The sequence below is a fragment of the Bordetella bronchialis genome (assembly GCF_001676705.1).
Lineage (GTDB): Bacteria > Pseudomonadota > Gammaproteobacteria > Burkholderiales > Burkholderiaceae_B > Bordetella_C > Bordetella_C bronchialis.
In genome coordinates, this window is sequence record NZ_CP016170.1 from 2471365 (window position 1) to 2496717 (window position 25353).

Annotated in this window: 12 protein-coding genes and 1 tRNA gene; 11 read left to right on the top strand and 2 right to left on the bottom strand. The window is 66.1% G+C overall.

What is annotated here, in order from left to right; translation table 11 throughout:
• Positions 1-57 precede the first annotated feature (57 nt).
• A complete protein-coding gene (locus tag BAU06_RS10970; RefSeq protein WP_066348666.1) occupies positions 58-1260 on the top strand; it encodes a pyridoxal phosphate-dependent aminotransferase in 1203 nt (400 codons plus the stop codon).
• 231 nt (positions 1261-1491) lie between these two features.
• Here the strand turns inward: BAU06_RS10970 and BAU06_RS10975 are convergent.
• A tRNA-Ala gene (locus tag BAU06_RS10975) sits at positions 1492-1567 on the bottom strand.
• A 600-nt stretch (positions 1568-2167) separates the two neighbouring features.
• Here BAU06_RS10975 and BAU06_RS10980 point away from each other — a divergent pair.
• From BAU06_RS10980 to BAU06_RS11015, 8 genes are all read left to right on the top strand, one after another.
• On the top strand, positions 2168-3748 hold the full coding sequence (locus BAU06_RS10980) for a TolC family outer membrane protein (protein ID WP_066348668.1): 1581 nt from the start codon (positions 2168-2170) through the stop codon (positions 3746-3748).
• Positions 3749-3754: 6 nt separating this feature from the next.
• Positions 3755-3982 carry a hypothetical protein gene (locus BAU06_RS10985; RefSeq protein WP_066348676.1) on the top strand — a complete coding sequence of 76 codons (228 nt, stop codon included), beginning with the start codon at positions 3755-3757 and terminating at the stop codon, positions 3980-3982.
• Complete coding sequence (locus BAU06_RS10990) at positions 3960-6131, top strand: type I secretion system permease/ATPase (protein WP_066348679.1); 2172 nt, start codon at positions 3960-3962, stop codon at positions 6129-6131. The genes BAU06_RS10985 and BAU06_RS10990 overlap by 23 nt, the downstream gene beginning before the upstream one ends.
• Before the next feature lie 2 nt (positions 6132-6133).
• Positions 6134-7555, top strand: coding sequence for an HlyD family type I secretion periplasmic adaptor subunit (locus BAU06_RS10995; protein WP_066348683.1), 1422 nt, complete (start codon positions 6134-6136; stop codon positions 7553-7555).
• A gap of 109 nt (positions 7556-7664) precedes the next feature.
• Positions 7665-8291: a helix-turn-helix transcriptional regulator gene (locus BAU06_RS11000; protein WP_066348689.1), complete on the top strand. Its 627-nt coding sequence runs from the start codon at positions 7665-7667 to the stop codon at positions 8289-8291.
• Between the two features lie 201 nt (positions 8292-8492).
• On the top strand, positions 8493-19523 hold the full coding sequence (locus tag BAU06_RS26605) for a retention module-containing protein (RefSeq protein ID WP_066348705.1): 11031 nt from the start codon (positions 8493-8495) through the stop codon (positions 19521-19523).
• Positions 19524-19594: 71 nt separating this feature from the next.
• Positions 19595-20278 carry a transglutaminase-like cysteine peptidase gene (locus BAU06_RS11010; protein ID WP_066348716.1) on the top strand — a complete coding sequence of 228 codons (684 nt, stop codon included), beginning with the start codon at positions 19595-19597 and terminating at the stop codon, positions 20276-20278.
• A gap of 19 nt (positions 20279-20297) precedes the next feature.
• Positions 20298-22271 (top strand): bifunctional diguanylate cyclase/phosphodiesterase, encoded by a 1974-nt coding sequence (locus tag BAU06_RS11015; RefSeq protein ID WP_066348727.1) that lies wholly within the window; start codon positions 20298-20300, stop codon positions 22269-22271.
• A gap of 43 nt (positions 22272-22314) precedes the next feature.
• Here the strand turns inward: BAU06_RS11015 and bla are convergent, their stop codons facing one another.
• Positions 22315-23202: a class A beta-lactamase gene (gene bla, locus BAU06_RS11020; protein WP_066358844.1), complete on the bottom strand. Its 888-nt coding sequence runs from the start codon at positions 23200-23202 to the stop codon at positions 22315-22317.
• 192 nt (positions 23203-23394) lie between these two features.
• On the opposite strand from bla, the gene BAU06_RS11025 reads away from it, so the two are divergent.
• Both BAU06_RS11025 and BAU06_RS11030 read left to right on the top strand, forming a co-directional pair.
• A complete protein-coding gene (locus BAU06_RS11025) occupies positions 23395-24288 on the top strand; it encodes a LysR family transcriptional regulator (RefSeq protein WP_066348731.1) in 894 nt (297 codons plus the stop codon).
• 181 nt (positions 24289-24469) lie between these two features.
• A complete protein-coding gene (locus tag BAU06_RS11030; RefSeq protein ID WP_066348755.1) occupies positions 24470-25258 on the top strand; it encodes an alpha/beta fold hydrolase in 789 nt (262 codons plus the stop codon).
• Positions 25259-25353: the final 95 nt, after the last annotated feature.

Below are 25353 nucleotides of genomic sequence, written 5' to 3' on the forward strand. Positions count from 1 at the left end.
TCCGTTCCGGGAACACGCATACCGGCGCCCGCGCCACGAATCGCAAAGGACATAGACATGGGCCTACTCGCAGACCGGGTCAACCGCATCAAGCCTTCTCCCAGTTCCATGGCCGGACAGCGCGCGCGCGAACTGCGCGCCAGCGGGCGCGATATCCTGGGACTGACCGCCGGCGAGCCGGATTTCGATACGCCGGAAAACGTCATCGAGGCCGCCACCCGCGCCATGGCGCAATCGCGCACGAAGTACACGGACGTCGGCGGCACCCCCGAATTGAAGGCCGCCATCGCCGACAAATTCCTGCGCGAGAACGGCCTGGAATACCGGAAGGAAGAGATCATCGCGGGCACGGGTGGCAAGCAGGTGATCTTCAACGCCTTGATGTGCACGGTGGGCAAGGGCGACGAAGTGATCGTGCCCGCGCCGTACTGGGTCTCCTATCCGGACATCGCGCTATTGGCGGGCGCCACGCCCGTGTTCGCCATGACGCGCGTGGAGGACGGCTTCAAGCTGCGGCCGCAGGACCTGGAGCGCGCCATTACGCCGCGCACGCGGTGGCTGATATTGAACGCGCCCAATAATCCCAGCGGCGCGACGTATACGGCGGAAGAACTGCGGGCATTGGCCGAGGTACTGGAGCGGCATCCCCATGTCTGGGTGCTGTCGGACGATATGTACGAGCACATCCTGTACGACGGCCGGCGCTTCAGCACCCTGGCCCAGGTCGCGCCGGAGCTGAAGGCACGCACGCTGACGGTGAACGGCGTGTCGAAGGCCTATGCGATGACGGGATGGCGCATCGGCTACGCCGGCGGGCCGGCCGAACTGGTCAAGGCCATGACCAAGCTGCAGTCGCAAAGCACCTCCAACCCGTCTTCCATCGGCCAGGCCGCGGCGCGCGAAGCGCTGGCGGGGCCGCAGGACTTCATCGCCGAGCGCACCGCGATTTTCCAGCAGCGCCGGGACTTCCTGGTGGACGCCTTGAACCGCATCCCCGGCATCCGCTGCCATGCCCCCGAGGGCGCGTTCTACGCCTTGCCGTCCTGCGCGGGGCTGATGGGGCGCCGTACGCCCCAGGGCAAGGTGCTGGCCAGCGACGAAGATTTCGTCATGTACCTGCTGGAGGAAGTCGACTTCGCCGTCCTGCAAGGAGCGGCCTATGGCGTGTCGCCATACTTCCGGTTGTCGTTCGCGGCGTCCATGGCAGCTATCGAGGAAGGGTGCGAACGGCTGCGCCGCGCTTGCGAAAGGCTGGGGTGAGAGGAAAGACGCCCGACACATCCATCCGGTTGAGTAAATAAAGGCGTGCCGCACAGCGTTTCGACCATCTGCGCGTCTATCCGGCCTGCACATGCGCCCCTCCATCCGCATACGGATCGGATGTGCAACTGTGGTTTGCCGCAAATCCCCACGCAAGGCAAAACGCTGCACCCCAAAGCAAAACAAGGCACTGCATCGCGAGATGTAGTGCCTTGTTTCTACTGGGAATTTTGGTGGAGCGGAGGAGGATCGAACTCCCGACCTTCGCATTGCGAACGCGACGCTCTCCCAGCTGAGCTACCGCCCCACAGCAAGCAAGTCCGCAACTATACCAGAAATTCCAAGATTGGCACGCGAGGATGAGGGATCAGCCAGGCGCATGGCAGCCCATCCGCCCCGCAGCGAGGCAGGGTGCGTCCTTTTGAATCGGGGTCGACATCCACTCAAATGTATGTATCAAGATATGTTGTTACAACACCACGGCGTGGTTTCTAACCCACAACGTTGCAGCGGGTTTTCTGGCAGGCTCGCGCCGTTACGTTTCCGGCCGCGCGTGTCCGACGCACTGTTACCCGCTGTTGCGTGTAGTTGTCGACCAAAGCACGACGTTAGCACTGTAGAGCACGCAAATCGGCGTTGCGCTTTACAAATGCGTCCACCGCTTGAAAGATTTGGCGACCATAATATTTACATTCCTTGATAGGTTGTGAAATAAAGCGCGTTTTTATGGAGTTGATCGGGCGTTGAACGGAACTGACAATGCCGGCCGCAGTTTCTTCATAGCTGTTCCAACGCCCGTTCCTCTTCTAAAAACGACCTGTATGCGGAGCGGCACGTGCTGAGCGCGAAGTATTACAGCCGGGAAATCAGCTGTTACTCAACCACGATTACGCATTACGGGATTGTCATGCACTCGTTTCGTTTGAAGTATCTTGTTGCTGCAATTGCAACTGCTGCCACCGCCGCCGTCGCCGCACAGCCCGCTCAATCCAACGGTCAACTCGCCAAGCCTCCCGTCGCTCCCGCCGGGGCCGCCGTGCCCCAGGCCACGGACGTGAAGGGCGGCGCCAGCCTGTACCAGGTCGTCGAACAGACGCTGCTGACCAATCCGGAAATCCAGGCTCGCTACAACGACTTCCGTTCCTCGCTGGAAGGGCAGAACGTGGCCCGCGGCGGCTTCCTGCCGCAGGTCAACGCACAGGGCTGGGTGGGCCATGAGTGGCAGAGCAATCTGCCGGGCGAAGGCTCGGCCAGCTGGAACCGGCCGGGCTACACGCTGGAACTGCGCCAGTTGCTGTTCGATGGCTTCAAGACCAACAACGACGTCAAGCAGGCAGGCTTCGAAAAACTGTCGCGCTATTACGACCTGCTCGCCACCAGCGACGAACTCGCCTTCAACGCGACCCAGTCCTTCCTGGACGTGGAGCGCTATCGCGATCTGGAGCTGCTGGCCCGCCAGAACTATTCCCTGCACGAAGAGACGCTCAAGCAGATCCGCGAGCGCGCCGACTCCGGTGTCGGTCGCCGCGTGGACATGGAGCAGGCCGGCGGCCGCCTGGCGCTCGCGCAGACCAACCTGATGACGGAAAGCGCCAACCTGAATGACGTGACGGCGCGCTTCCGCCGCGTCACGGGCCTGGATGTGCCGGCCACGCTGGCGCCGCCGCCCCGCCTGGACGATAAGCTCCCCAAGAACCCCAAGAACTTCAACGATTCGCTGCGCAGCAATCCCGCCTTCCTGTCCAAGCAGGCGCTGCTGCAGGCCGCGGACGCCGGCGTCCAGTCGTCCAAGGGCGCGTTCTCGCCCAAGTTCGAGTTCGTGGCGTCGACGGGTACGGATACCTCCCAGCCGGGCCCCGACTACAAGAACACGCGCAGCACCAACGTGCAGGTCGTCATGTCCTACAACCTGTACCGCGGCGGCTCGGATTCCGCGCGGGTGCGGCAGACCTCGGCCCAGAGCTACGCCGCGCGCGACGTGCGCAACTACACCTGCCGCAACATCCAGCAGGACCTGGCGATCGCCTGGAACAATATCGTGCACCTGCGCCAGTCGCTGCCTTTCCTGCGCGATCACGAAGTGGCCACCACCAAGGTGCGCGACGCGTATCGCCAGCAATTCCAGATCGGCCAGCGCACGCTGCTGGACCTGCTGGATACGGAAAACGAACTGTTCGAATCGCGCCGTGCCCTGACCAACGCGCTGTACGACCTGCAGGTCGCCCAGTATCGCTGGCTGACGCTGTCGCACAAGCTGCTGCCCACGCTGGGCCTGCGTCCCGCCAACGACGAGACGCCGGACGAGAACAGCAAGCTGGAAGTCAGCGACGAAGTCATCAAGCTGTGCAACTCCACGGTGCCGGACGCTTCCCGCCTGGAACCCGTGAAGGTGAACTACAACAGCGGCATGACGCCGCCGGACTTGGTCCCCGCGGGCAAGTCCACGCAACCCAGCCCGGCCAAGCCGGGCACTACCCCGAAGTGGTGATCCGCCATGGCGACTCAAGGCGACAAGCATCGAGACGACGAGTTTTCCAAGCTTGACCTGGATTTCGTACGCGTCCTCGAGGACCTGATCGACGCCTTGATCGCCAACGGCACGCTGCGGCTGACCGATCTGCCGCCGCACGCGCAGCGCAAGCTCAACGAGCGCAAGCAGCACCGGGCCAGGTTATCCGAACATCTGGATTTGTTGGACGATGAAGACGGACAAGTCATTTGACCGCTCGGTGGACTCGTGGCGCGTAGACCCGCGCTCGACCCATGACGATCCCTTGCTGGAGTGCCTGGTCGAGCTGACCCGGGTTCATGGCGTGCCGGCGACGGCGCAGGCCTTGTCGGCCGGCCTGCCGCTGGTCGACCAGCGGCTGACGCCCGGGCTGCTGCCGCGCGCTGCCGCGCGGGCCCGCCTGTCGGCGCGTCTGGTCCGCCGCGCCGTCGCGGAGATCCCCACGGACATCCTGCCGGCGATCCTGCTGCTGCACGGCGAACGCGCCTGCCTGTTGCTGGAGGCGCGCGAAGGCAAGTACCTGATCAGCCATCCCGAGCTGGGCGCCGGCGCGGTGGAAATCAGCGCGGAAGAGCTGGCGCAGGACTACACCGGTATGGCCTGCTTCGTGCGGCCGCAGTTCCGCTTCGACGCGCGCTCGCCGGAGGTCGGCAAGGTGCGCGGCCGGCATTGGTTCTGGTCGGCGATCTTCGAGAACCGCCGGTTGTACCGCGACGCCATCGTGGCCGCCGTGCTGATCAACGTGTTCGCCATGGCGATGCCCTTGTTCACGATGAACGTGTACGACCGCGTCGTCCCCAACAACGCCGTGGAAACGCTGTGGGTGCTGGTCGTCGGCATCGCCATCGTGGTGATCTTCAATACCATCCTGAGCACCGCGCGGGCGCACGTCATCGACAGCGCGAGCAAGCGCGTCGACATCAAGCTTTCCGCGCTGATCATGGAGCGGGTGCTGGACCTGCGCATGGAAGGGCGGCCGGTTTCGGTGGGCTCGTTCGCGGCCAACCTGCGGTCGTTCGAGGCCATACGGGACTTCATCGCCTCAGCCAGTATCACCACGCTGGTGGATCTGCCCTTCGTGATCCTTTTCCTGCTGGTACTGGCCTGGATTTCGCCGTGGATGCTGATTCCGCCGGTGATCGCCATCGTGCTGGTGATACTGGTATCGCTGGCCGCCCAGTTCCGCATGGAGACGCTGACCATGGCCTCTTACCAGGCCTCGTCCCAGCGCAATGCGACCCTGGTCGAGGCCCTGACCGGCTTCGAGACCGTCAAGACGCTGAACGCCCAGGGCGCCATGCAGCGCAACTGGGAGCGGTCCACCGAGTACATCGCCAACATCAGCAGCAAGCTCAAGCTGATGTCCAGCACCACGGTGGGTTTCGTCGGGGCCATGTCGCAGTTGGTCTCGGTGGCGGTCGTGACGATAGGCGTGTACCTGGCGCATGACTCGGCCGTATCCATGGGCGGCATCATCGCGGCGTCGATGATTTCCGGCCGCTGCCTGATGCCGCTGGGCCAGGTCGCCGGGCTGCTGATGCAGTACCAGAATGCGCGGACCTCTCTGGGCTCGATCGACGGCTATATGCAGCTGCCGGTGGAACGCCCCGAGACCGCGGAATTCATGCACCGCCCGGTTTTCCACGGCGCCGTGGAGTTCCGCGACGTGACCTTCTCGTATCCCGGCGCGGCGCAGCCCGTGCTGCGGAACGTCTCCTTCAAGCTGAATCCCGGCGAGAAAGTCGGGATCATCGGCCGTATCGGTTCGGGCAAGACCACGCTGGAAAAGCTGATCCTGGGCCTGTACCAACCGTCGGAAGGCACGGTGCTGCTGGACGGCGTGGACGTGCGCCAGATCGACCCGGCCGACCTGCGCCGCGCGATCGGCTACGTGCCCCAGGATCCGGTGCTTTTCTACGGCAGCCTGAAGCACAACATCGCCATGGGCGCTCCGTATGCGGACGACGCCAGCATCCTGGCCGCGGCCGAGGTGGCCGGCGTGAGCGAGTTCGCCAATGTGCACCCCGACGGCTTCGACATGCTGATCGGCGAACGCGGCGAGTCCCTGTCCGGCGGCCAGCGGCAATCCGTGGCGATATCGCGGGCGCTGATCAACGATCCGCCGGTGCTGCTGCTGGATGAACCCAGCAGCAATATGGACCACCAGAGCGAAACCCGCCTGCGCAAGCAGCTTGCCGCGGCCAGCGCCAACAAGACGATGTTCCTGATCACGCACCGCACCGCGCTGCTGGAACTGGTCAGCCGCCTGATCGTGATCGATGGCGGCCGGGTGGTGGCGGACGGTCCCAAGGAGCAGGTCGTGGAAGCCCTGCGCACCGGCCGGGTGGGACGGGGAGCCTGAGCATGAATACGCATGTTGCGAACGAAGGCGGCTCGTTCCTGGGCGCGCTTGTCCGTCTTCCGCGGACGATATTCGTCAAGCTCTTCGATGTGCTGCTGGACGGCGAAGAGCGCGGCAAGCCCAAGGTGACCGCCGGCTATGCCGGCAACGCCGAATGGGCGATCTACCATTCCGATGCCCGCGGTGCGCGCGTGCTGCTGTGGACCTCGCTGGTCGTGGTCACCGCCCTGCTGGTGTGGGCGGGCTTCAGCCCCATCGACGAAGTGGTGCGGGGCGAAGGCAAGGTAGTGCCGTCGCGCCAGGTCCAGGTGGTGCAAAGCCTGGACGGCGGCGTCGTCAAGGAGATCCTGGTCAAGCCCGGCCAGACGGTGGAACCGGGCCAGATTCTGCTGAAGATAGACCCGACCCGCTTCAATTCATCCCTGGGCGAAAACCAGGCCGAGTACCTTTCCTTGCAGGCCAAGGCGGCCCGGCTGCACGCCCTGGCGACGGGCGAGCCCTTCCAGGTGCCGGACGATGTGCTGCAACAGTTGCCCGCCGCCGCGGAAGCCGAGCGCAATGCCTGGATCCAGCGTACCAACGAACTGAACGCCACGGTCAGCGTCGCCAAGGAGCAGGTCAAGCAGCGCCAGGAAGAACTGCGCGAGACCCAGGCCAAGCGCGATCAGGCCGCGACCACGTGCGCGTTGACGTCCAAGGAGCTTTCCGTGACGCGGCCGCTGCTGGCCAGCGGGGCGGTATCCGAAGTGGACCTGTTGCGCCTGCAGCGCGATGTGGCCAAGAGCTGCGGCGACCAGAAAGCGGCGGATGCCCAGATCGATCGCATCCAGGCGTCCATCCAGGAAGCGCTGAGCAAGACCAAGGAAGCGGAGCTGAATATCCGCAACCAGGCCCGCAGCGACCTGTCCGACGTCAACACCAAGCTGCGTACCCTGCGCGAAGGCAAGCTGGCGCTGGCGGACAAGGTCAAGCTGGCGGAGATCCGGTCCCCGGTGCGCGGCACGGTGAAGACCCTGCTGGCGAATACGGTCGGCGGGGTGGTGCAGCCCGGCAAGGACATCATCGAGATCGTGCCGACGGACGACACGCTGCTGCTGGAGGTGCGCATACAGCCGCGCGATATCGGCTTCCTGCACGCGGACCAGAAGGCCGACGTCAAGTTCACGGCCTACGACTATTCCATCTACGGCGGCCTGCAGGGCGTCGTGGAGCAGATCAATGCCGATACCACCACCGACGAACGCGGCAATTCGTTCTATATCGTGCGGGTGCGCACCGACCGGGCCACGGTCGGCGACAAGCATTTGCCCATCATCCCCGGCATGATCGCCGAGGTGCATATCCTTACCGGCAAGCGGACGGTGCTGCAATACCTGCTCAAGCCCATCCTGCGCGCCAAAGAGAACGCATTCACCGAACGTTAGGCAGTCCCAGGCTGGAAGATCCCGCTGGTTCCCATTCCGTCGGATTCGCATCCGCACACCTGCCGCGGCGCCTCACGTCGCGCGCCGGCAGGCGACTGGAGAGGTATTGATGCACGTGGCACCGGTTCTGTTCGTCACCCATGACGATCTGCTGTGGAAGCACTGGTCGGGCCTGGACGCGCGCCGCTGGCTGCCCGCGCGCGGACGCACGCTGCCGGACCTGGCGCGCTGGCGCGAGCAGGGCCGGTCGCTGGTCGTGGTGGATGCCGACCTGCCCAAGCTGCCCGGCTGGACTTCCGAGCAGTGGACCGGCGCCATCGCGGGCCTGCGCGCGGTTGTCGCAAGCGCGCGGCCGCATGACGAACAGGGGACCAAGGTGCTGGCATCCGGAGCGGTGGGCTATTGCCATGCGTACGCGCCGGCGACCTTGATGAACCAGGTGCTGGAAGTCGTCGACGCCGGGGAAATCTGGATGGGGCGTTCGCTGGTGACCCGGCTGCTGCGGCTGGTGGAGAGCAGGGCGGGCGGCAAGGAGGAATGGCATGCCAACGCCCTGACCGAACGCGAGGACATGGTGGCGCGCCGCGCCGCCGTCGGCGAGGCCAATGGCGAGATCGCGGCGGCGCTGGGCATCACCGAGCGCACCGTCAAGGCCCATTTGTCCTCGGTCTTCGAAAAGCTGGGCGTCAGCGACCGCCTGCAGCTGGCGCTGCGGGTGCACGGCATCAGCCGTTGATTGCAGCGGTCCGCGTTTTATTGCGGATCTTTTCCGGCCGGCCGGCGTGCATCCTTTGTACGCGCCGCGAGCATGGCATCGGGCTCCGGAAGTAGCCGCGGCCGGCGATGCTGAATTAATCCGGAAAACTGTCCTCCAGGACAATATCGGCCATCGGGCCCGGTCTATAGGATTACGCCATCCTAAACCGGAGCAAGAAAAATGGCCTTCACCATTCCCGCCGTAGTTACGCAAGTCGTTGGACGTGCCTGGATCCGCAATAAGGACGGTTCGCTGACCGAGCTGCACGTCGGCAGCCGGATTCCGCCGGATACCGAGATCGTGACCGCGTCGGGCGGCACCGTCGCCCTGCAGACGGAAGGCGGGATGCCGCTGACGATAGGCGAGAACCGTGACGTGGCCTTCAATGCCGACATGGCGGGCCAGCCGGTCGACCGCTCCGAAGCCGCGGTGGCGCCGCCCACCGGCACCGATTCCGACCGCCTGCTGGCCGCGCTGCAGAATGGACAGGACCCGTTCGACAACCTGGATCCGACGGCCGCCCTGGTGGCCGGCGGCGGCGATGCCGGCGGCAGCAGCTTCGTGCGGCTGGCCCGCGTGGTGGAATCGACTTCGCCGCTGGACCTGGCTTATCCGGGCGCCGGCACGCCGGGCATCAACCTGCTGACGCCGGCCGGCCTGGCGACGAACAACAACGCGCCTGGCAACGATCCCCCGGCCGCCGGCAATGACACGAACACGACGACCGAGAAGTCGCTTGTGACGGGCAATATCCTGACGAACGACACCGACCCCAACGGCGATGCGGTGTTCATCCAGTCGGTGGGCGGCACGCCCATGGCGACCGGCGGCGTGCAGGTCGCCGGCTCGACCGGCGGCACGTTCACGGTGTTCCCGGACGGCAGCTACATTTTCAATCCCGGTAATTCGTATCACAACCTGGGCGCCGGCCAGACCGCCACCAGCACGCTGACGTATACGATCTCCGATCCCTTCGGCAATACGTCCACGGCCACCGTCACGGTGACCGTGAACGGCGTGAACGACGCGCCCACGGCCACCGCCATCGACAACGTCAACGGCGTGGACGCGCAGCAGAACATCAACGTGGACGTGTCCAGCCACTTCGCCGACGTGGACAACGGCGACAGGCTGACCTACACCGCCACCGGCCTGCCGCCGGGGCTGACCATCAACCCCGAAACGGGCGTCATCACCGGTACGATCGACCATTCCGCCTCCCAGGGCGGCAACAACGGCGTCTACCAGGTCACCGTCACGGCCACCGATACCAGCGGCGCCACGGTCACCGAAACCTTCAACTGGAACGTCACCAACCCGGGCCCGCTGGCCGTGAATGACGCCGCCTCGACCACCGAGGACAACGGCGTGTCGGGCAATGTCCTGACCGGCAACGCGCAGGGCGTGGGCCGCGACATCGATCCGGACGGCGATACGCTGACGGTCGTGCATGCCGGCAACAAGGACGTGACGGCGCAAGGCGTGGAAGTGGCCGGCTCCGCCGGCGGCACGTTCATCATCCGCGCGGACGGCTCGTACACCTTCAACCCGGGCGAGGACTTCCAGAGCCTGGCGGCCGGCGAAACGAAGACGACCACCGTTACCTACACCATCTCCGATGGCGAAGGCGGTACGTCCACCGCGACCCTGACGCTGACGGTCACCGGCACCAACGACGTGCCCGTCATCACCCCGGGCGAGGGCGGCCCCGATGCCAATCATGTCAAGGAAGACGAAGTCCTCACGACCGAGGGCAAGCTGAACATCGTCGACCCCGACCACGACCAATCGTTCTTCCAGCCGCAGACCGGTACGGCCGGCCAGCACGGCACCTTCTCCATCGACGCGCAAGGAAACTGGACCTACACGCTGACCAACGACGATCCGCGGGTGCAGGAACTGGCCGTGGGCGAGCACCTGACCGAAACCTTCACGGTGAAGTCGGCGGATGGCACCGAAACCACCGTGACCGTCACCATCGACGGCACCAACGATGTGCCGGTCATCAGCGGCACGAGCACCGCGGCGGCCACGGAAGACGTCGAGCAATCGGTGTCGGGCCAGCTGGCAGTCGCCGATGTGGACAAGAGCGATACGCATACCTGGTCGGTGTCGGGCGAGCCCAAGGGCCAGTACGGCACCATCAGCGTGGACCAGAACGGCAAGTGGACCTACACCATCGACCCGCAGGCCACCCAGGCCCTGGCCAAGGATCAGCAGGTCCAGGAAACCTTCCACATCCTGGTGGACGACGGCCATGGCGGCACGGCCATCCAGGACGTCACCATCACCATCACGGGCACCAACGACGTGCCGGTGGTCACCCCGCACTCACCCGACAGCGACAAGGGCCTGGTGCAGGAAGATACGACGCTGAGCACCAGCGGCAAGCTGGACATCGTGGACGCGGACCAGGGCGAGTCGGTCTTCCAGGTACAGAACAACACGGTCCTGGCGCACGGCACGTTCAGCATCGATGCCAATGGCAACTGGACCTACAACCTGAACAACAGCGATCCCAAGGTCCAGGAACTGGGCGTGGGCGAGAGCCTGACCGAGAAGATCACGGTGCTGACGGCCGACGGCACGCCGACGGAAGTGACGATCACCATCGACGGCACGAACGACAAGCCGGAGATCAGCGGCCAGGCCACCGGCGCCATCAAGGAAGACGCGGCGCCCTCGGTGTCGGGCCAGCTGGCGGTGTCGGACGTCGACGTACATGACACGCACACGTGGTCGGTGCAGGGCAACCCGAAGGGCGCGTACGGCACGCTGACGGTCGACCAGACCGGCAAGTGGACGTACACGGTGGACAGCAAGGCCGTGCAGGCGCTGGCCGAAGGCCAGCAAAAGACCGAGACTTTCAACGTCCTGGTCAGCGACGGCCATGGCGGCACGGACGTGCAGACCGTCACGGTAACCGTCACCGGCACCAACGACGTGCCGGTCGTGACCGGTTCGGGTTCGGGCACCGTCTATGAAGACTTCCTGCCCATCACCGGCGGCGACCTGGATATCAAGGACGCCGACGCCGGGCAGAGCCACTTCCAGCCGGAAAAGATCAGCGGCGACTACGGCACCTTCGCGATCGCCTCGAACGGCACCTGGGGCTATCTGCTCAACAATAACAATGCGCAGGTACAGGCCCTGGGCGTGGGCGAGAAGCTGGTCGAGCACTTCACGGTCAAGACCGCGGACGGCACCACCGAGACGGTCACGGTGACCATCGTCGGTACCAACGACCTGCCGCACATCAGCGGGCAGAGCACGGGCGCGCTCAAGGAAGACGCGGCCACCACGGTCAGCGGCCAGCTGCAGGTCAGCGACGTCGATGCCCACGATAGCCACAGCTGGTCCATCTTCGGCAGCAACAAGGGCGAGTACGGCACGATCTCGATCGACCAGACCGGCAAGTGGACGTTTACCGCCAACCAGAACGTGCAGTCGCTGGGCGAGGGCGACACGGTGCAGCAGAAGTTCGTCGTGCAGGTCAGCGACGGCCATGGCGGCTACGACTGGCAGACCATCACGGTGACCCTGACCGGCACCAACGATGTGCCGGTGATCACCCCGCACGATCCGGGCAATCCGCAGGATCCGGGCAGCGCCAGCGACCATGGCACGGTGATCGAGGACGCCACGCCCGACACCACCGGCGGCAAGCTGGACATCAAGGATGCGGACGCGGGCGAGAGCAAGTTCACCCCGCAGACCAACCAGGCCGGCGCACACGGCACCTTCTCCATCGACCAGAACGGCAACTGGACTTACCACCTGAACAACGGCGACGCCGCGGTGCAGGCGCTGGGCGCCGGCCAGACGCTGACCGAGCAGTTCACGGTGACCTCCGCCGACGGCAGCGCCACGCACCAGGTCACGGTGACCATCATCGGCACCAACGACGTGCCGGTGCTGAGCAGCGGCACGGGCGCGGTCACGGAAGACCAGAACGTCGGCAATGACGGCAACCTGGTCACCGGCGGCCAGCTGACCATCACGGACGTGGATACCGGCGAAAGCAGCTTCAAGCCGGGCGCGCACTTCGACGGCAGCACGGGCAACGGCAACGCGCCCCTGGGCACGCTGGTGTTCAACGCCGACGGTTCCTACACCTACTCGGTGGCCAACAACAATGCGGTGGTGCAGGGCCTGCGCAGCGGCGAGAGCATCGTCGAGACGTACACGGTGACCAGCGCCGACGGCACGGCCACCAGCACGATCACCATCACGATCAACGGCACGGATGACGTTCCGGTGATCACCCCGCACTCGCCCGACAGCGACAAGGGCCTGGTGAAGGAAGACACGACGCTGAGCACCAGCGGCAAGCTGGACATCGTGGACGCGGACCACGACCAGTCGTTCTTCCAGGCGCAGGACAACACGGTCCTGGCGCACGGCACGTTCAGCATCGACGCCAATGGCAACTGGACGTACAACCTGAACAACAGCGATCCCAAGGTCCAGGAACTGGGCGTGGGCGAGAGCCTGACCGAGAAGATCACGGTGCTGACGGCCGACGGCACGCCGACGGAAGTGACGATCACCATCGACGGCACGAACGACAAGCCGGAGATCAGCGGCCAGGCCACCGGCGCCATCAAGGAAGACGTGGCGCCGTCGGTGTCGGGCCAGCTGGCGGTGTCGGACGTCGACGTACACGACACGCACACGTGGTCGGTGCAGGGCAATCCGAAGGGCGCGTACGGCACGCTGACGGTCGACCAGACCGGCAAGTGGACGTACACGGTGGACAGCAAGGCCGTGCAGGCGCTGGCCGAAGGCCAGCAAAAGACCGAGACCTTCGATGTCCTGGTCAGCGACGGCCATGGCGGCACGGACGTGCAGAAGGTCACGGTCACCGTGACCGGCACCAACGACGTGCCGGTCGTGACGGGCGACGACTCCGGCACCGTGCGCGAAGACTACCTGTTCCAGCAAGTGACGGGCGGCGACCTGGATATCAAGGATGCCGACGCCGGCCAGAACACCTTCCAGGCCAACGTCATCGTGACGCCGCACGGTGTCTTCGCGGTCAACGGCAGCGGCAACTGGACCTTCACGCTGAATAACGGCAATGCCGAAGTGCAGGCGCTGGGCGACGGCGAGAAGCTGATCGAGCATTTCACTGTCAAGACCGCCGACGGCACGCCCGAGACGGTCACGGTGACCATCCTGGGCACCAACGATGCGCCGCACATCAGCGGCGTCAGCAGCGGCGCGCTGAAGGAAGACGCGGCGCCCTCGGTCAGCGGCCAGCTGAACGTCAGCGACGTGGACGTGCGCGACAGCCACAGCTGGTCGATCTTCGGCAGCAACAAGGGCGACTATGGCACCCTGTCGGTCGACCAGACCGGCAAGTGGACCTACACGGCCAACCAGAACATCCAGTCGCTGCGCGAAGGCGAGACCGTGCAGGAGAAGTTCGTCGTGCAGGTCAGCGACGGCCATGGCGGCTACGATTGGCAGACGGTTACCGTGACCCTGACCGGCACCAACGACGCGGCCGTGATCACGCCGCATCATCCGGGCGATGACCAGGGCACGGTGCAGGAGGACCGCGTGCAGACCGCCACGGGCAACCTGGACGTGACGGACCCCGACCGCGGCCAATCGACCTTCCAGACGCAGAGCAAGACCCCCGGCCAGTACGGCGATTTCTCCATCAACTCCCAGGGCACCTGGACCTACCAGCTGCACAACAACGATCCGCGCGTGCAGGCGCTGGGCGCCGGCGAGCACCTGACGGAGCAGTTCACCGTCAAGTCGGCCGATGGCACCACGTCCACCGTGACGGTCACCATCAATGGCACGAACGACAACCCGGTGATCGGCGGCGTGCACACCGGCGCGCTGACCGAGGATGGCGCCCCCGCGGTGACCGGCCAGCTGACCGTGTCCGATGTGGACAAGAACGACTCCCACACGTGGACGGTCGTCAACGGCTCGAAGGGCGACTACGGCTCCATCAGCGTGGACGCCAATGGCAAGTGGACCTACACGGTCGACCCGCAGGCGGTACAGGCGCTGAAGGAGGGCGAGAAGCAGACCGACACCTTCACCATCAAGGTCGATGACGGCCACGGCGGCACCGACACGCAAACGGTGACCGTGACGATCACCGGCACCAACGACGTGCCGGTCATCACCCCGCACGATCCGGGCAACCCGCAGGATCCGGGCAGCGCCAGCGACCACGGCACGGTGGTCGAGGACGCCACGCCGAATACCACCGGCGGCAAGCTGGACATCCAGGACGCCGACGCGGGCCAGAACAAGTTCGCGCCGCAGACGAATAATCCCGGCGACCATGGCACGTTCTCCATCGACCAGAACGGCAATTGGGTCTACCACCTGAACAACAACGATCCGGCCGTCCAGGCGCTGGGCGCCGGCCAGACGCTGACCGAGCAGTTCACGGTGACGTCGGCCGACGGTACCGGCACCCATCAGGTGACGGTCACCATCGTCGGCACCAACGATGTGCCGGTGCTGAGCAGCGGCACGGGCGCGGTCACGGAAGACCAGAACGTCGGCAACGACGGCAACCTGGTCACCGGCGGCCAGCTGACCATCACGGACGCGGATACCGGCGAAAGCAGCTTCAAGCCGGGCGCGCACTTCGACGGCAGCACGGGCAACGGCAACGCGCCCCTTGGCACGCTGGTGTTCAACGCCGACGGTTCCTACACCTACACGGTGGCCAACGACAATCCGGTGGTGCAGGGCCTGAAGACGGGCCAGAGCATCGTCGAGACCTACACCGTGACCAGCCTGGACGGCTCCAAGACCAGCACCATCACGATCACCATCAACGGCACCGACGACGGCGCGACCATCACGCCGCACGATCCGGGCACGCCGGGCCAGCCGGAGACGGCCAGCGACCATGGCACCGTGGTGGAAGACGCCACGCCCGACACGACCGGCGGCAAGCTGGATGTGAAGGACGCGGACGCCGGCGACGCCAGGTTCTCGACCACGCCGGATCATGCCGGCGAGCATGGCACCTTCGCCATCGACGAGAACGGCAACTGGACGTACAAGCTGAACAACCAGGACCCGGCGGTGCAGGCGCTGGGCGCGGGCAAGACCCTTACCGAGACCTTCACGGTAAGCTCGGCCGACGGCAGCGCCACGCACCAGGTCGTCGTGACCATCGTCGGCACCAATGACGTGCCGGTGCTGAGCAGCGGCACGGGCGCGGTCACGGAAGACCAGAACGTCGGCAGCGACGGCAAGCTGGTCACCGGCGGCCAGCTGACCATCACGGATGCGGATACCGGCGAAAGCAGCTTCAAGCCGGGCGCGCACTTCGACGGCAGCACGGGCAACGGCAACGCGCCCCTGGGCACGCTGGTGTTCAACGCCGACGGTTCCTACACGTACTCGGTGGCCAACGACAACGCGGTGGTGCAGGGCCTGAAGTCCGGCCAGAGCATCGTCGAGACCTACACGGTCACCAGCGCCGACGGCACCGCCACCAGCACGATCACCATCACCATCAACGGCACGAATGACGCGCCCACGGTGGTCGGCCACATCGGTACGCAGGTCGGCAAGGATGCCGACACGGGCATCGACGTGGACACGGCCAGCCACTTCAAGGACGTGGACACCGGCGACAAGCTGACCTACACCGCCAACGGCCTGCCGCCCGGACTGACGATCGACAAGGACACCGGCAAGATCACCGGCACCATCGATCACTCCGCGTCGCAGGGCGGCGACAACCACGACGGCAAGTACACCGTGACGGTCACCGCGACCGATCCCGATGGCAAGACCGCCACGCAGAGCTTCGAATGGGACGTCACCAACCCGGCGCCGACCGCCGTCAATGACGTCGCCACCGCCGACGCCAGCGGCCAGGCCAACGGCAACGTGATCCTGGGCAACGCCGGCGCCGGCAAGGACTCGGATCCGGACGGCGATACGCTCAAGGTGGTCAGCGTGAAGGGCAACGGCGACGCGCAGTCCGTCGTCGAAGGCCACGGCACGCAGGTCACGGGCGATCATGGCGGTACGTTCACCCTGAACGCCGACGGCACCTACAGCTTCAACGCCGGCCACGATTTCGACGGCCTGGGCGCGGGCCAGAGCAAGACCACGTCGGTCACCTACACCATCTCGGATGGCGAGGGCGGCACCAGCACGGCCACGCTCACCGTCACCGTGACGGGCAGCAACGTGCCCCCGGTCGCGGCGGACGACACCGGCGCCACCAAGCAGGACACCGTGCTGGCGGTCACCGACCCGTCGCACGGCGTGCTGGCCAACGACCACGACGGCAACCCCGGCGACACGCTGACGGTCGGCGCGGTCAATGGCGTGGCGGGCAATGTGGGCCAGCAGGTACAGGGCGACCACGGCGGGACCTTCGTGCTGAACCCGAACGGCACCTACACGTTCTCCACGGGCGATGCCTTCGACTACCTGGGCGCCGGCAAGACGGCGACCACGTCCATCACCTATACGGTCTCGGACGGCAAGGGCGGCACCGATACGGCGACCCTGACGGTCACCGTCACGGGCACCAACGACGTACCGGTCATCTCCGTGGGCCAGAACGGCTCGGACAAGGGCACGGTCTACGAAGACGGCGCCGCGCTGAACGGTACCCTGACCATCTCGGACAAGGACACCGGCGAAAGCAGCTTCCAGGCGAACACCATCCACGACCAGTACGGCACCTTTACCATCGACGCCAACGGCAAGTGGACCTACACGCTGGATAACTCCAATCCCGCGGTGCAGGCCCTGTCCGGCAACGACAGCCTGGGTACCCGTACCTTCACCGTGGTGTCGGCCGACGGCACGGCGACGCATGACGTGAAGGTGACCATCAACGGCACCAACGACGCGCCGACCGCCACCGACAATTCGACGACGGTGGACATCGGGGGCAAGCACACCTTCACGGCCAGCGAGTTCAACTTCGCCGACAGCAACGGCGAGCACGACAGCCTGCAGAACGTGATCATCACCCGTGTTCCGGACAGCGGCTCGCTGACCCTGAACGGCCAGGCGGTGACGCAGGGCCAGGTGATTTCGGCCGCCGACATCGCGGCCGGCAAGCTGGTCTACACCCCGGGCGCCGACGGCAAGGATACGTCCTTCGGCTTCAAGGTGCAGGACAACGGCGGCACGGCGCACGGCGGCCAGGATACGTCGACGGAGCACAACTTCGGCCTGTCGACCAATAACCTGATCACCGGCGACAACACCAGCACGGGCGACAACGACGGCCATGGCGGCACCACGCCGCCGCTGAACGGCGGCTCGGGCGACGACATCATCCTGGGCGACAAGGGCGGTACGGTCACCACGACCACGCCGGGCCAGAACTACAACATCGCGCTGATCGTCGACCACTCGGGCAGCATGGACGACAGCATCGGCAACCAGTCCCGCATGGACCTGGTCAAGAGCGCGCTGACGCAGTTCGTCAAGCAGTTGGCCGGCCACGATGGCATCGTCAACATCACGCTGATCGGCTTCGGCAGCAGCGCCGATAATCCGGTGACCGTGCAGAACCTGGACCTGAGCGACGTGGACCAGGCGGCGGACAAGCTCATCAAGGCGATCAACGACCTGCGCGCCAGCGGCTCCACCAACTACGAAGATGCCTTCGATGAGGCCGCGAACTGGTTCGAGAACCAGGCCGACGCGGGCAAGGGCAAGGCGGACGGTTACGAGAACCTGAGCTTCTTCCTGACCGACGGCGATCCCACCGTGTACAACGGCGGCGGCAGCGGTTCGTCGACCAGCGCGACCACGCTGCAGCACTCCATCGATGCCTTCCAGGCCCTGGCCGCCATGAGCACGGTGCACGGCATCGGTATCGGCGACGGTGTCAACCAGAACTACCTGAAGTTCTTCGACAACACCGACAAGACCGGCACGGGCCAGGTCGACTTCGGCGCCGGTTCGACCAACCTGAGCTCGTCGCGGACCTACGACCTGGACAACGATTCGAACTGGACGCGCGCCCAGAACGGCGGGGGCAGCCTGACCGAAGGCAGCGGTACGTCGATCCAGATCACGGACACGTACGGCAGCAGCGGCAATAACGCCCGGTCCACGATCTATGCGACGGATCCCAGCTCCAACATCACGATATCGAACGGCCATACCGGCCACTTCGAATTCGATCTGGCGACCTTGTCCTCGTTCAAGTCGGGCGACTCGGTGACCTGGCACCTGCAGCAGTGGATCAACAACGCCTGGACGGACGTGCAGACCGGCACCAGCACGGGCCACATCACGACCAACGATGTGGGTTCGGGCACGTACCGCCTGGCGTTCGAGGTCTACGACGCGACCAACAACAGCAACAGCGCGGGCATCAGCGTGGACAACATCACGCTGGTCGACCACCAGTACGTCACCGGTCCCACCGGCGAGGTCGACATCGTCCTGCAGCCTGGCGACCTGAGCACGGCGCTCACGGGTGGCGGTTCGCACTCCGATCCCAACCCGGTGGGCGGAGACGTGATCAACGGCGGCGATGGCAACGACATCATCTTCGGCGACACGATCAACACCGACGCCTTGAATTCGGCGCAGCATCCGGCCGGCACGCACAACGGCCAGGGCCTGCAAGGGCTGTTGGACTACCTGACCGATACGCTGGGCCATGCACCGACGTCCAGCGATGTCTACAACTACGTCAGCCAGCATAGCGATACGCTGAACGTGGGCGGCGACACGCGCGGCGGCAACGATACGATCCACGGCGGCAACGGCAACGACATCATCTACGGCCAGGGCGGCAACGACACCCTGTACGGCGATGCGGGCAACGATACCCTGGTGGGCGGCGCGGGCAACGACACGTTGTACGGCGGCGACGGCAGCGACACCTTCAAGTGGTCGCTGCACGACGGCGGCACGACGGCCAATCCCGCGGTCGATACCATCATGGACTTCGACAACCGGGCGGCTTCGGCCGGCGGCGATGTCCTGGACCTGCACGAGCTGCTGAACAACCCCGCCGACGGCGATCTGTCCAAGTACCTGCACTTCTCCAAGAGCGGCAGCGACACGGTGATCAACGTCAGCACCACGGGCGGTGCCGCGCAGCAGGCCTTCGACCAGAAGATCGTGCTGCACGGCGTGGACCTGACCAACGGTGGCGCCCTGCAGAACGACCAGGCCATCATCAATGACCTGATCCAGAAGGGCAAACTGCATGGCCACAACTAGGTCCTAGGGCCGCCGCCGGCCCATGCGACGCGCTCCACGGCGTCGCATGGGTTGGCTTTACAATATGTTTCATGGCTAGCCTGACTCCTACGCGCGCCGCCCTGGCCTGGGCCAGGGCGGCTTTCTTCTGCCTGTTGTTCGGGTGGGGAATCAGCGGCGCCCTGGAGCTGGACTCGGCGCGCCTGGAGCAGGTGGCGGCCAGCCGCTACGGCGCCAAGGGCGCCCATGCGGTGGCCGCCTGGCTGCAAGTGCTGCAGAACGATGGCGCGCTGTCCGAGCCGGAAAAGCTGGCCAGTATCAATAACTTCTGGAACCGCAGCCTGATGCAGGCCGAGGACCAGACCGTCTGGGGACAGGCCGATTATTGGGCCACGCCGCTGGAGGCCCTGGGCAAGGGCGCCGGCGATTGCGAAGATTTCGTCATCGGCAAGTATTTCTCCTTGATCAAGCTGGGCGTGCCGACAAGCAAGCTGCGCTTCGTCTATGTGCGGGCGCGCATCGGCGGCCCGGAGAGCAGCGAACAGATCGCCCACATGGTCCTGGCCTACTATCCGTCGGCCAACGCCGTGCCGCTGGTGTTGGACAGCCTGATATCCGATATCCTGCCCGCAAGCCAGCGCCGGGACCTGACACCCGTATTCAGTTTCAATGCCGACGGCGTCTACGTCGACGGCAAACATGCCGCGCCGGTCGATCGCATCGGCCGCTGGCGCGACCTGCTTCAGCGCATGGCGCGCGAAGGCATCCGGCAATAGGCATTGCAGGAATCCATCTATGTCCATACTCCGACAACTACTGCTCAGTATCACCATCGCCATCGCGATCATCCTGCTCGGCACCCTGGCGCTGAGCGTGAACGCGGCGCGGGACTATCTGGCGGGCCAGCTGCAGGTCCAGAGCAGCGACGCGGCCGTGTCGCTGGCGCTGTCGCTGTCGCAGCCCGCCAACAGTTCCCGCGTCACGCAGGAGCTGCTGGTGTCGGCGCTGTATGACGGCGGGCATTTCGCATTGGTCCGGCTGACCGATCCCCAGGGCAAGGTCATCATCGAACGCAGCGGGCAGAGCGCCTCCACGACCGTGCCCGGCTGGTTCCAGCGGCTGGTGCCGTTGTCCGCCAAGTCGGCCAGCCATGTCGTCACCGATGGCTGGCGCCAGATCGGCGAGGTCACATTGACGGCCAACGACGTCTACGCCTGGGAAACGCTGTGGGAAAGCAGCGTGCAGATGATCCTGGTGATTGTCGCGGCGGGGGCGGTGTGGGCGCTGTTCGCCTTTGTGCTGGTGCGCTGGATCGAGAAGCGGTTGCTGGCCGAAGTGGGCGAGCACATGCTGGCCATCGGCCGCGGGCAGTTCGGCGGCCCGCTCACGGCCCGCGTGCCGGAGCTGTCCGGTATCACGCAGGCCTTGAACCAGACGCGCGAGCAGCTGCGCGCCACCGCCGAGGAGCAGACGGCGCGCATCGAATCCCTGGAAATCGAGGTCAACCAGGACCCCGTCACCGGCCTGGCCAATCGCAAGTACTTCATCAACGAATTCCTGCGCGCGGTCGACGTCGACGCGGCCAAGGCCGCGCCCCGGGGCGAGCCCTTGCCGGAAAGCGGCCACGTGCTGGTGTTCCGCCAGCGCGACCTGGCGGCCATCAACCGGCATATGCCGCGCGAATTCGTCGACCAATGGCTGGCCGGCCTGGGCAGCCGCGTGGCGGCCTTGCTGGATCAATTCCAGCTGGGCGGCACCCTGGTGGCGCGGCTGAACGGTTCGGATTTCGCCTTGCTGCTGCCCGCTTGCACCGCGCCCACCGCCATGCTGGTGGCCGAGCGGCTGCGCAGCGAGCTGCGCGAGGCGCGCATCCCCGTGGGGGAGGGCGGCCTGTGCCGCTGGGCGCTGGCCATGACCGATTACCAGCGCGGCGCCAAGGTGGGCGACCTGCTGGGACGCCTGGATTTTGCCTTGATGCGCGGCGAAAGCGCGGGCGACGATCACGTGCAACTGGCCACCGACGAGGCCCAGGCCTTGTCCGCCCACGGCGAGTCGGCGTGGCGGCAGGCCATTACGGACGGCATCGAGCGGCAGCGTTTCACGCTGGCCCTGGAGCCGCTACGGGCGCAGGACGGCTCGGTCATCCGCCAGGAAGCGACCCTGATGCTGCATAGCCAGGGGTCGCCGGAACCGATCCCGGCCAAGCTCTTCATTCCCGCCGCGACGCGCCTGGACCTGACCGCGGAGTGCGACATCCAGGCGGTGCGCCTGGCCGTCAGCTGGCTGATGATGAACGAGGGCGACGTGACGGTGCGCATCGCCATGCCCTCGCTGTCGCATCCCAACTTCCTGCTGCAGGTCGAGCGCATGCTGGCCGAACGCAAGCCGCTGGCGTCGCGCCTGTACCTGGAGGTGGACGCGCATGCCGTGGCCGAGCGCCGCGATGCCGTGGCCGAGCTGTGCCGCATCGCGCGCGATTGCGGCGCGCACGTGGGGGTGCGTCGCCTGGCGCAGCAGCTCAGCGCGGTCAGCCAGCTGCACAGCCTGTCGCTGGCCTATGTCAAGCTGGGCGGCGGATTCGTGACCGGGATGGCGCGCAGCCTGGGTAGCCAGCAGCTGGCGATGTCCGTGCTGGAAACCGCCCGCTCGCTGGGCATCCAGGTCTACGCCGAGGACGTGCCGGACGAGGCGACGCGCGGGCTGCTGGCGCGCCTGGGCGTGGCGGTGATGCGCGGTCCCGGCGTCGTGGCGGGCAACCCGGCGGCCTGAAGCCGGCCGGGTGCATGAGGCCAGCCCCAAGCGCGGGCGTCCGCTACGCCAGGCGTGCCAGCGCGATGCGGGCGGCTTCCGCGATCAGGCCTTCGTCGGCCTTGGCGCGCTTGTCGCGGCTGCCGGTATAGATCGCCATGACGATGGGTGGCCGCGACGGCGGCCAGATGATGCCGACGTCGTTGGCGCTGCCATAGTCGCCCGTGCCGGTCTTGTCGCCGACCGCCCAGCCGCCGGGCACGGCGGCGCGGATGCGGTGCGCGCCGGTCTTGTTTCCCAGCAGCCAGGTCTTGAGCTGCGCGCGCGCCGGCGCGGGCAGGGCGTCGCCCAGGACCAGCGCGCGCAGCAGTCCGGCCATGTCCGCCGGGGTGGAAGTGTCCCGCTCGTCGCCCGGGATGGCGGTGTTCAATGCGGTCTCGTAGCGGTCCATGCGGAAGCTGGGGTTGCCCGCCTGGCGCGCGAAGGCCGTCAAGGCCGCCGGCCCGCCCAGGCGATGCAACAGCAGGTTGGCCGCCGTGTTGTCGCTGTACTGGACGGCGGCCGCGCATAGTTCGGCGATCGTCATGCCGGCGCCGGCATGTTCGCCGGTGACGGGCGAATAGGAAACCAGATCGCTTTTCGTATAGGCGACGCGCTGCCGGAGCAGCCCGGGCTTGCCGGCATCCTGCGCCAGGACGGCGGCTGCGAGGATGGCCTTGAAGGTGCTGCAGAAGGCAAAGCGCTCGCCGGCCCGATAGGCCACTTCTTGTCCGCTGCCGGTGTCCAGCGCGTAAACGCCCAGCCGGCGGCGATGGGACTGTTCCAGGGCGGCATATTCGACGTCGCCATCGGGACGGGCATGTCCGCCGGCGGCTTGGCCTGCCTTGGTGCCCGACGATGATGCCTGCGTGCCGGCGGCCAGCGCGGGCCGCGCCAGCAGCAAGGGGGCCATGGCCGCCCAGAGCAGGGCGCGGCGGCGGGACAGGGGGACGGGATCCGTGTTTCGCGGCATGCGCGATTCTCCTTGGGGATAAAAAAAACGTGGGTCAGCGGCCGGCCGGTCGCCACTATCCATCCATTTCATCCCGGCGGCAAACGAGGATAATTGGGGCCATTCGATAGAAAAACTTATGCCGGAGTTCCCGTGCGGCCACACTTGCCGTTGAATGCACTGCGCGCTTTCGAAGCCTCGGCGCGCCACCTGAGTTTCACGCTGGCGGCCAATGAGCTGAGCGTTACGCAGGCAGCGGTCAGCCAGCAGGTGCGCATGCTGGAGGAGCGCCTGGCCACCCGCTTGTTCAAGCGGGTACCGCGCGGCCTGGCGCTGACCGACGAAGGACGGGCCCTGTTGCCCGTGCTGAGCGACGCCTTCAACCGGATCGAGGCCGTCATCAAGCAGTTCGATGGCGGACGCCTGCGCGAAGTGCTGACCGTCGGCGTGGTGGGCACCTTCGCGGTGGGCTGGCTGCTGCCCCGCCTGAAGCGATTCCGCGATATGCATCCCTTCGTGGAATTGCGTCTGTTGACGCACAACAACCTGGTGGACCTGGCCGCGGAGGGCCTGGACTTCGCCGTGCGCTTCGGCGCGGGCGGATGGCCCGGCACGGAAGGCACGCTGTTGCTGGACGCGCCGTTGACCGTCCTGTGCGCGCCGGCGGTGGCGCAACGCCTTTCCACGCCCGGCGACCTTACGCGCGAGACCTTGCTGCGTTCCTACCGGGCCGATGAATGGAGCCTGTGGTTCGCGGCGGCGGGGCTGGAACCCTGGACGCTGAGCGGGCCGGTCTTCGATTCCTCGCGCCTGATGGTGGAGGCGGCCGTACAGGGAGCGGGCGTCGCGCTGGCTCCGCCCTGCATGTTCGCCAGTGAGTTACGCCGCGGCACGCTGGTGCGTCCCTTTCAGACAGAGGTCAGCCTGGGCGGCTATTGGCTGGTGTGGCTGCGCTCGCGTGCATTGACGCCGGGCATGCGGGCCTTTCACGAGTGGGCGTTGGCGGAAGCGTCGGGGACAGTGCCTGCACCGTTGAACGAGCGCTGAACGGGCGGCACAAGCGCGCGCGGATATCCCTGCGTGCCGCGCAAAGGCGACGGATAATCCCGCACACGGGAAGTTACTACGTGCCGGCACACCGCCCGTGATATGAAACCTACTCCTGTTCTCCCGGCGAAGGCGGGACGCCGCCGTCGGGGCGCGGTCTGGACACAAGGAGATCCCTTTTATGGCAATTGCGCGCATCGGCGAGCTGCGGATGTACTACGAAGTCCATGGCAGCGGCGAGCCTGTGGTGCTCGTCGCCGGCTATACCTGCGATCACACGTTCTGGGACGCCGTCGTCCCAGCGCTGGCCGAGCGTTACGCGGTCCTGGTATTCGACAACCGGGCGGTGGGCCGGACCCGCGACGCCGGCCGGCCTTTCACCATGGAAACCATGGCCGCGGACACGGCCGCCCTCATTCGGCATCAGGGATGGTCGCGGCCGTGCCTGGTGGGGCAGTCCATGGGTGGCGCCGTCGTCCAGACCATGCTGGCACGATTCCCGCAAGCGTGCGGACCCTGCGCTTTCGTCAACTCGACACCCGCCTTCAGCACCACCACCCGGCTGGCCTTGAACACCTTGTTTGCGCTACGCAAGGCGGGCGCGGACCTAAGTCTGCTGGTCGACGCAGCGCTGCCGTGGTTCGCGGGCGAGCGATGGCTGGCGGACCCGGCAAACCGCGAGGCATTCCTTGCCGCCCTGCGGGACCATCCGGCCCCCCAATCGCTGGCCGACCAGGAGAGACAGCTGCGGGCCCTGGAAAGCTTTGGCATGGGGGTGACCCCGCAGTGGCGGTCTCCCGCGCTGGTGATATCGGGCAGCGAGGACTTGATCACGACGGCGACCGAAGGCCAGGCCTTGGCGCGTAGCCTGGACGGACGCTACGTCGAGCTGCCTGGTGGCCATACCATGCCGGTGGAGGCGCCCGGTCCGCTGGTGGACGCCCTGGTCGACTTCTTCACCAAACAGTGACCCCTAGGTAAAACCCGCAAGCCCGCTCTTTCCCGTTGACGACGGGCACCGGGCGCTCCTACCATGATGTGCATACGTAGTCACATCCAGGGGCT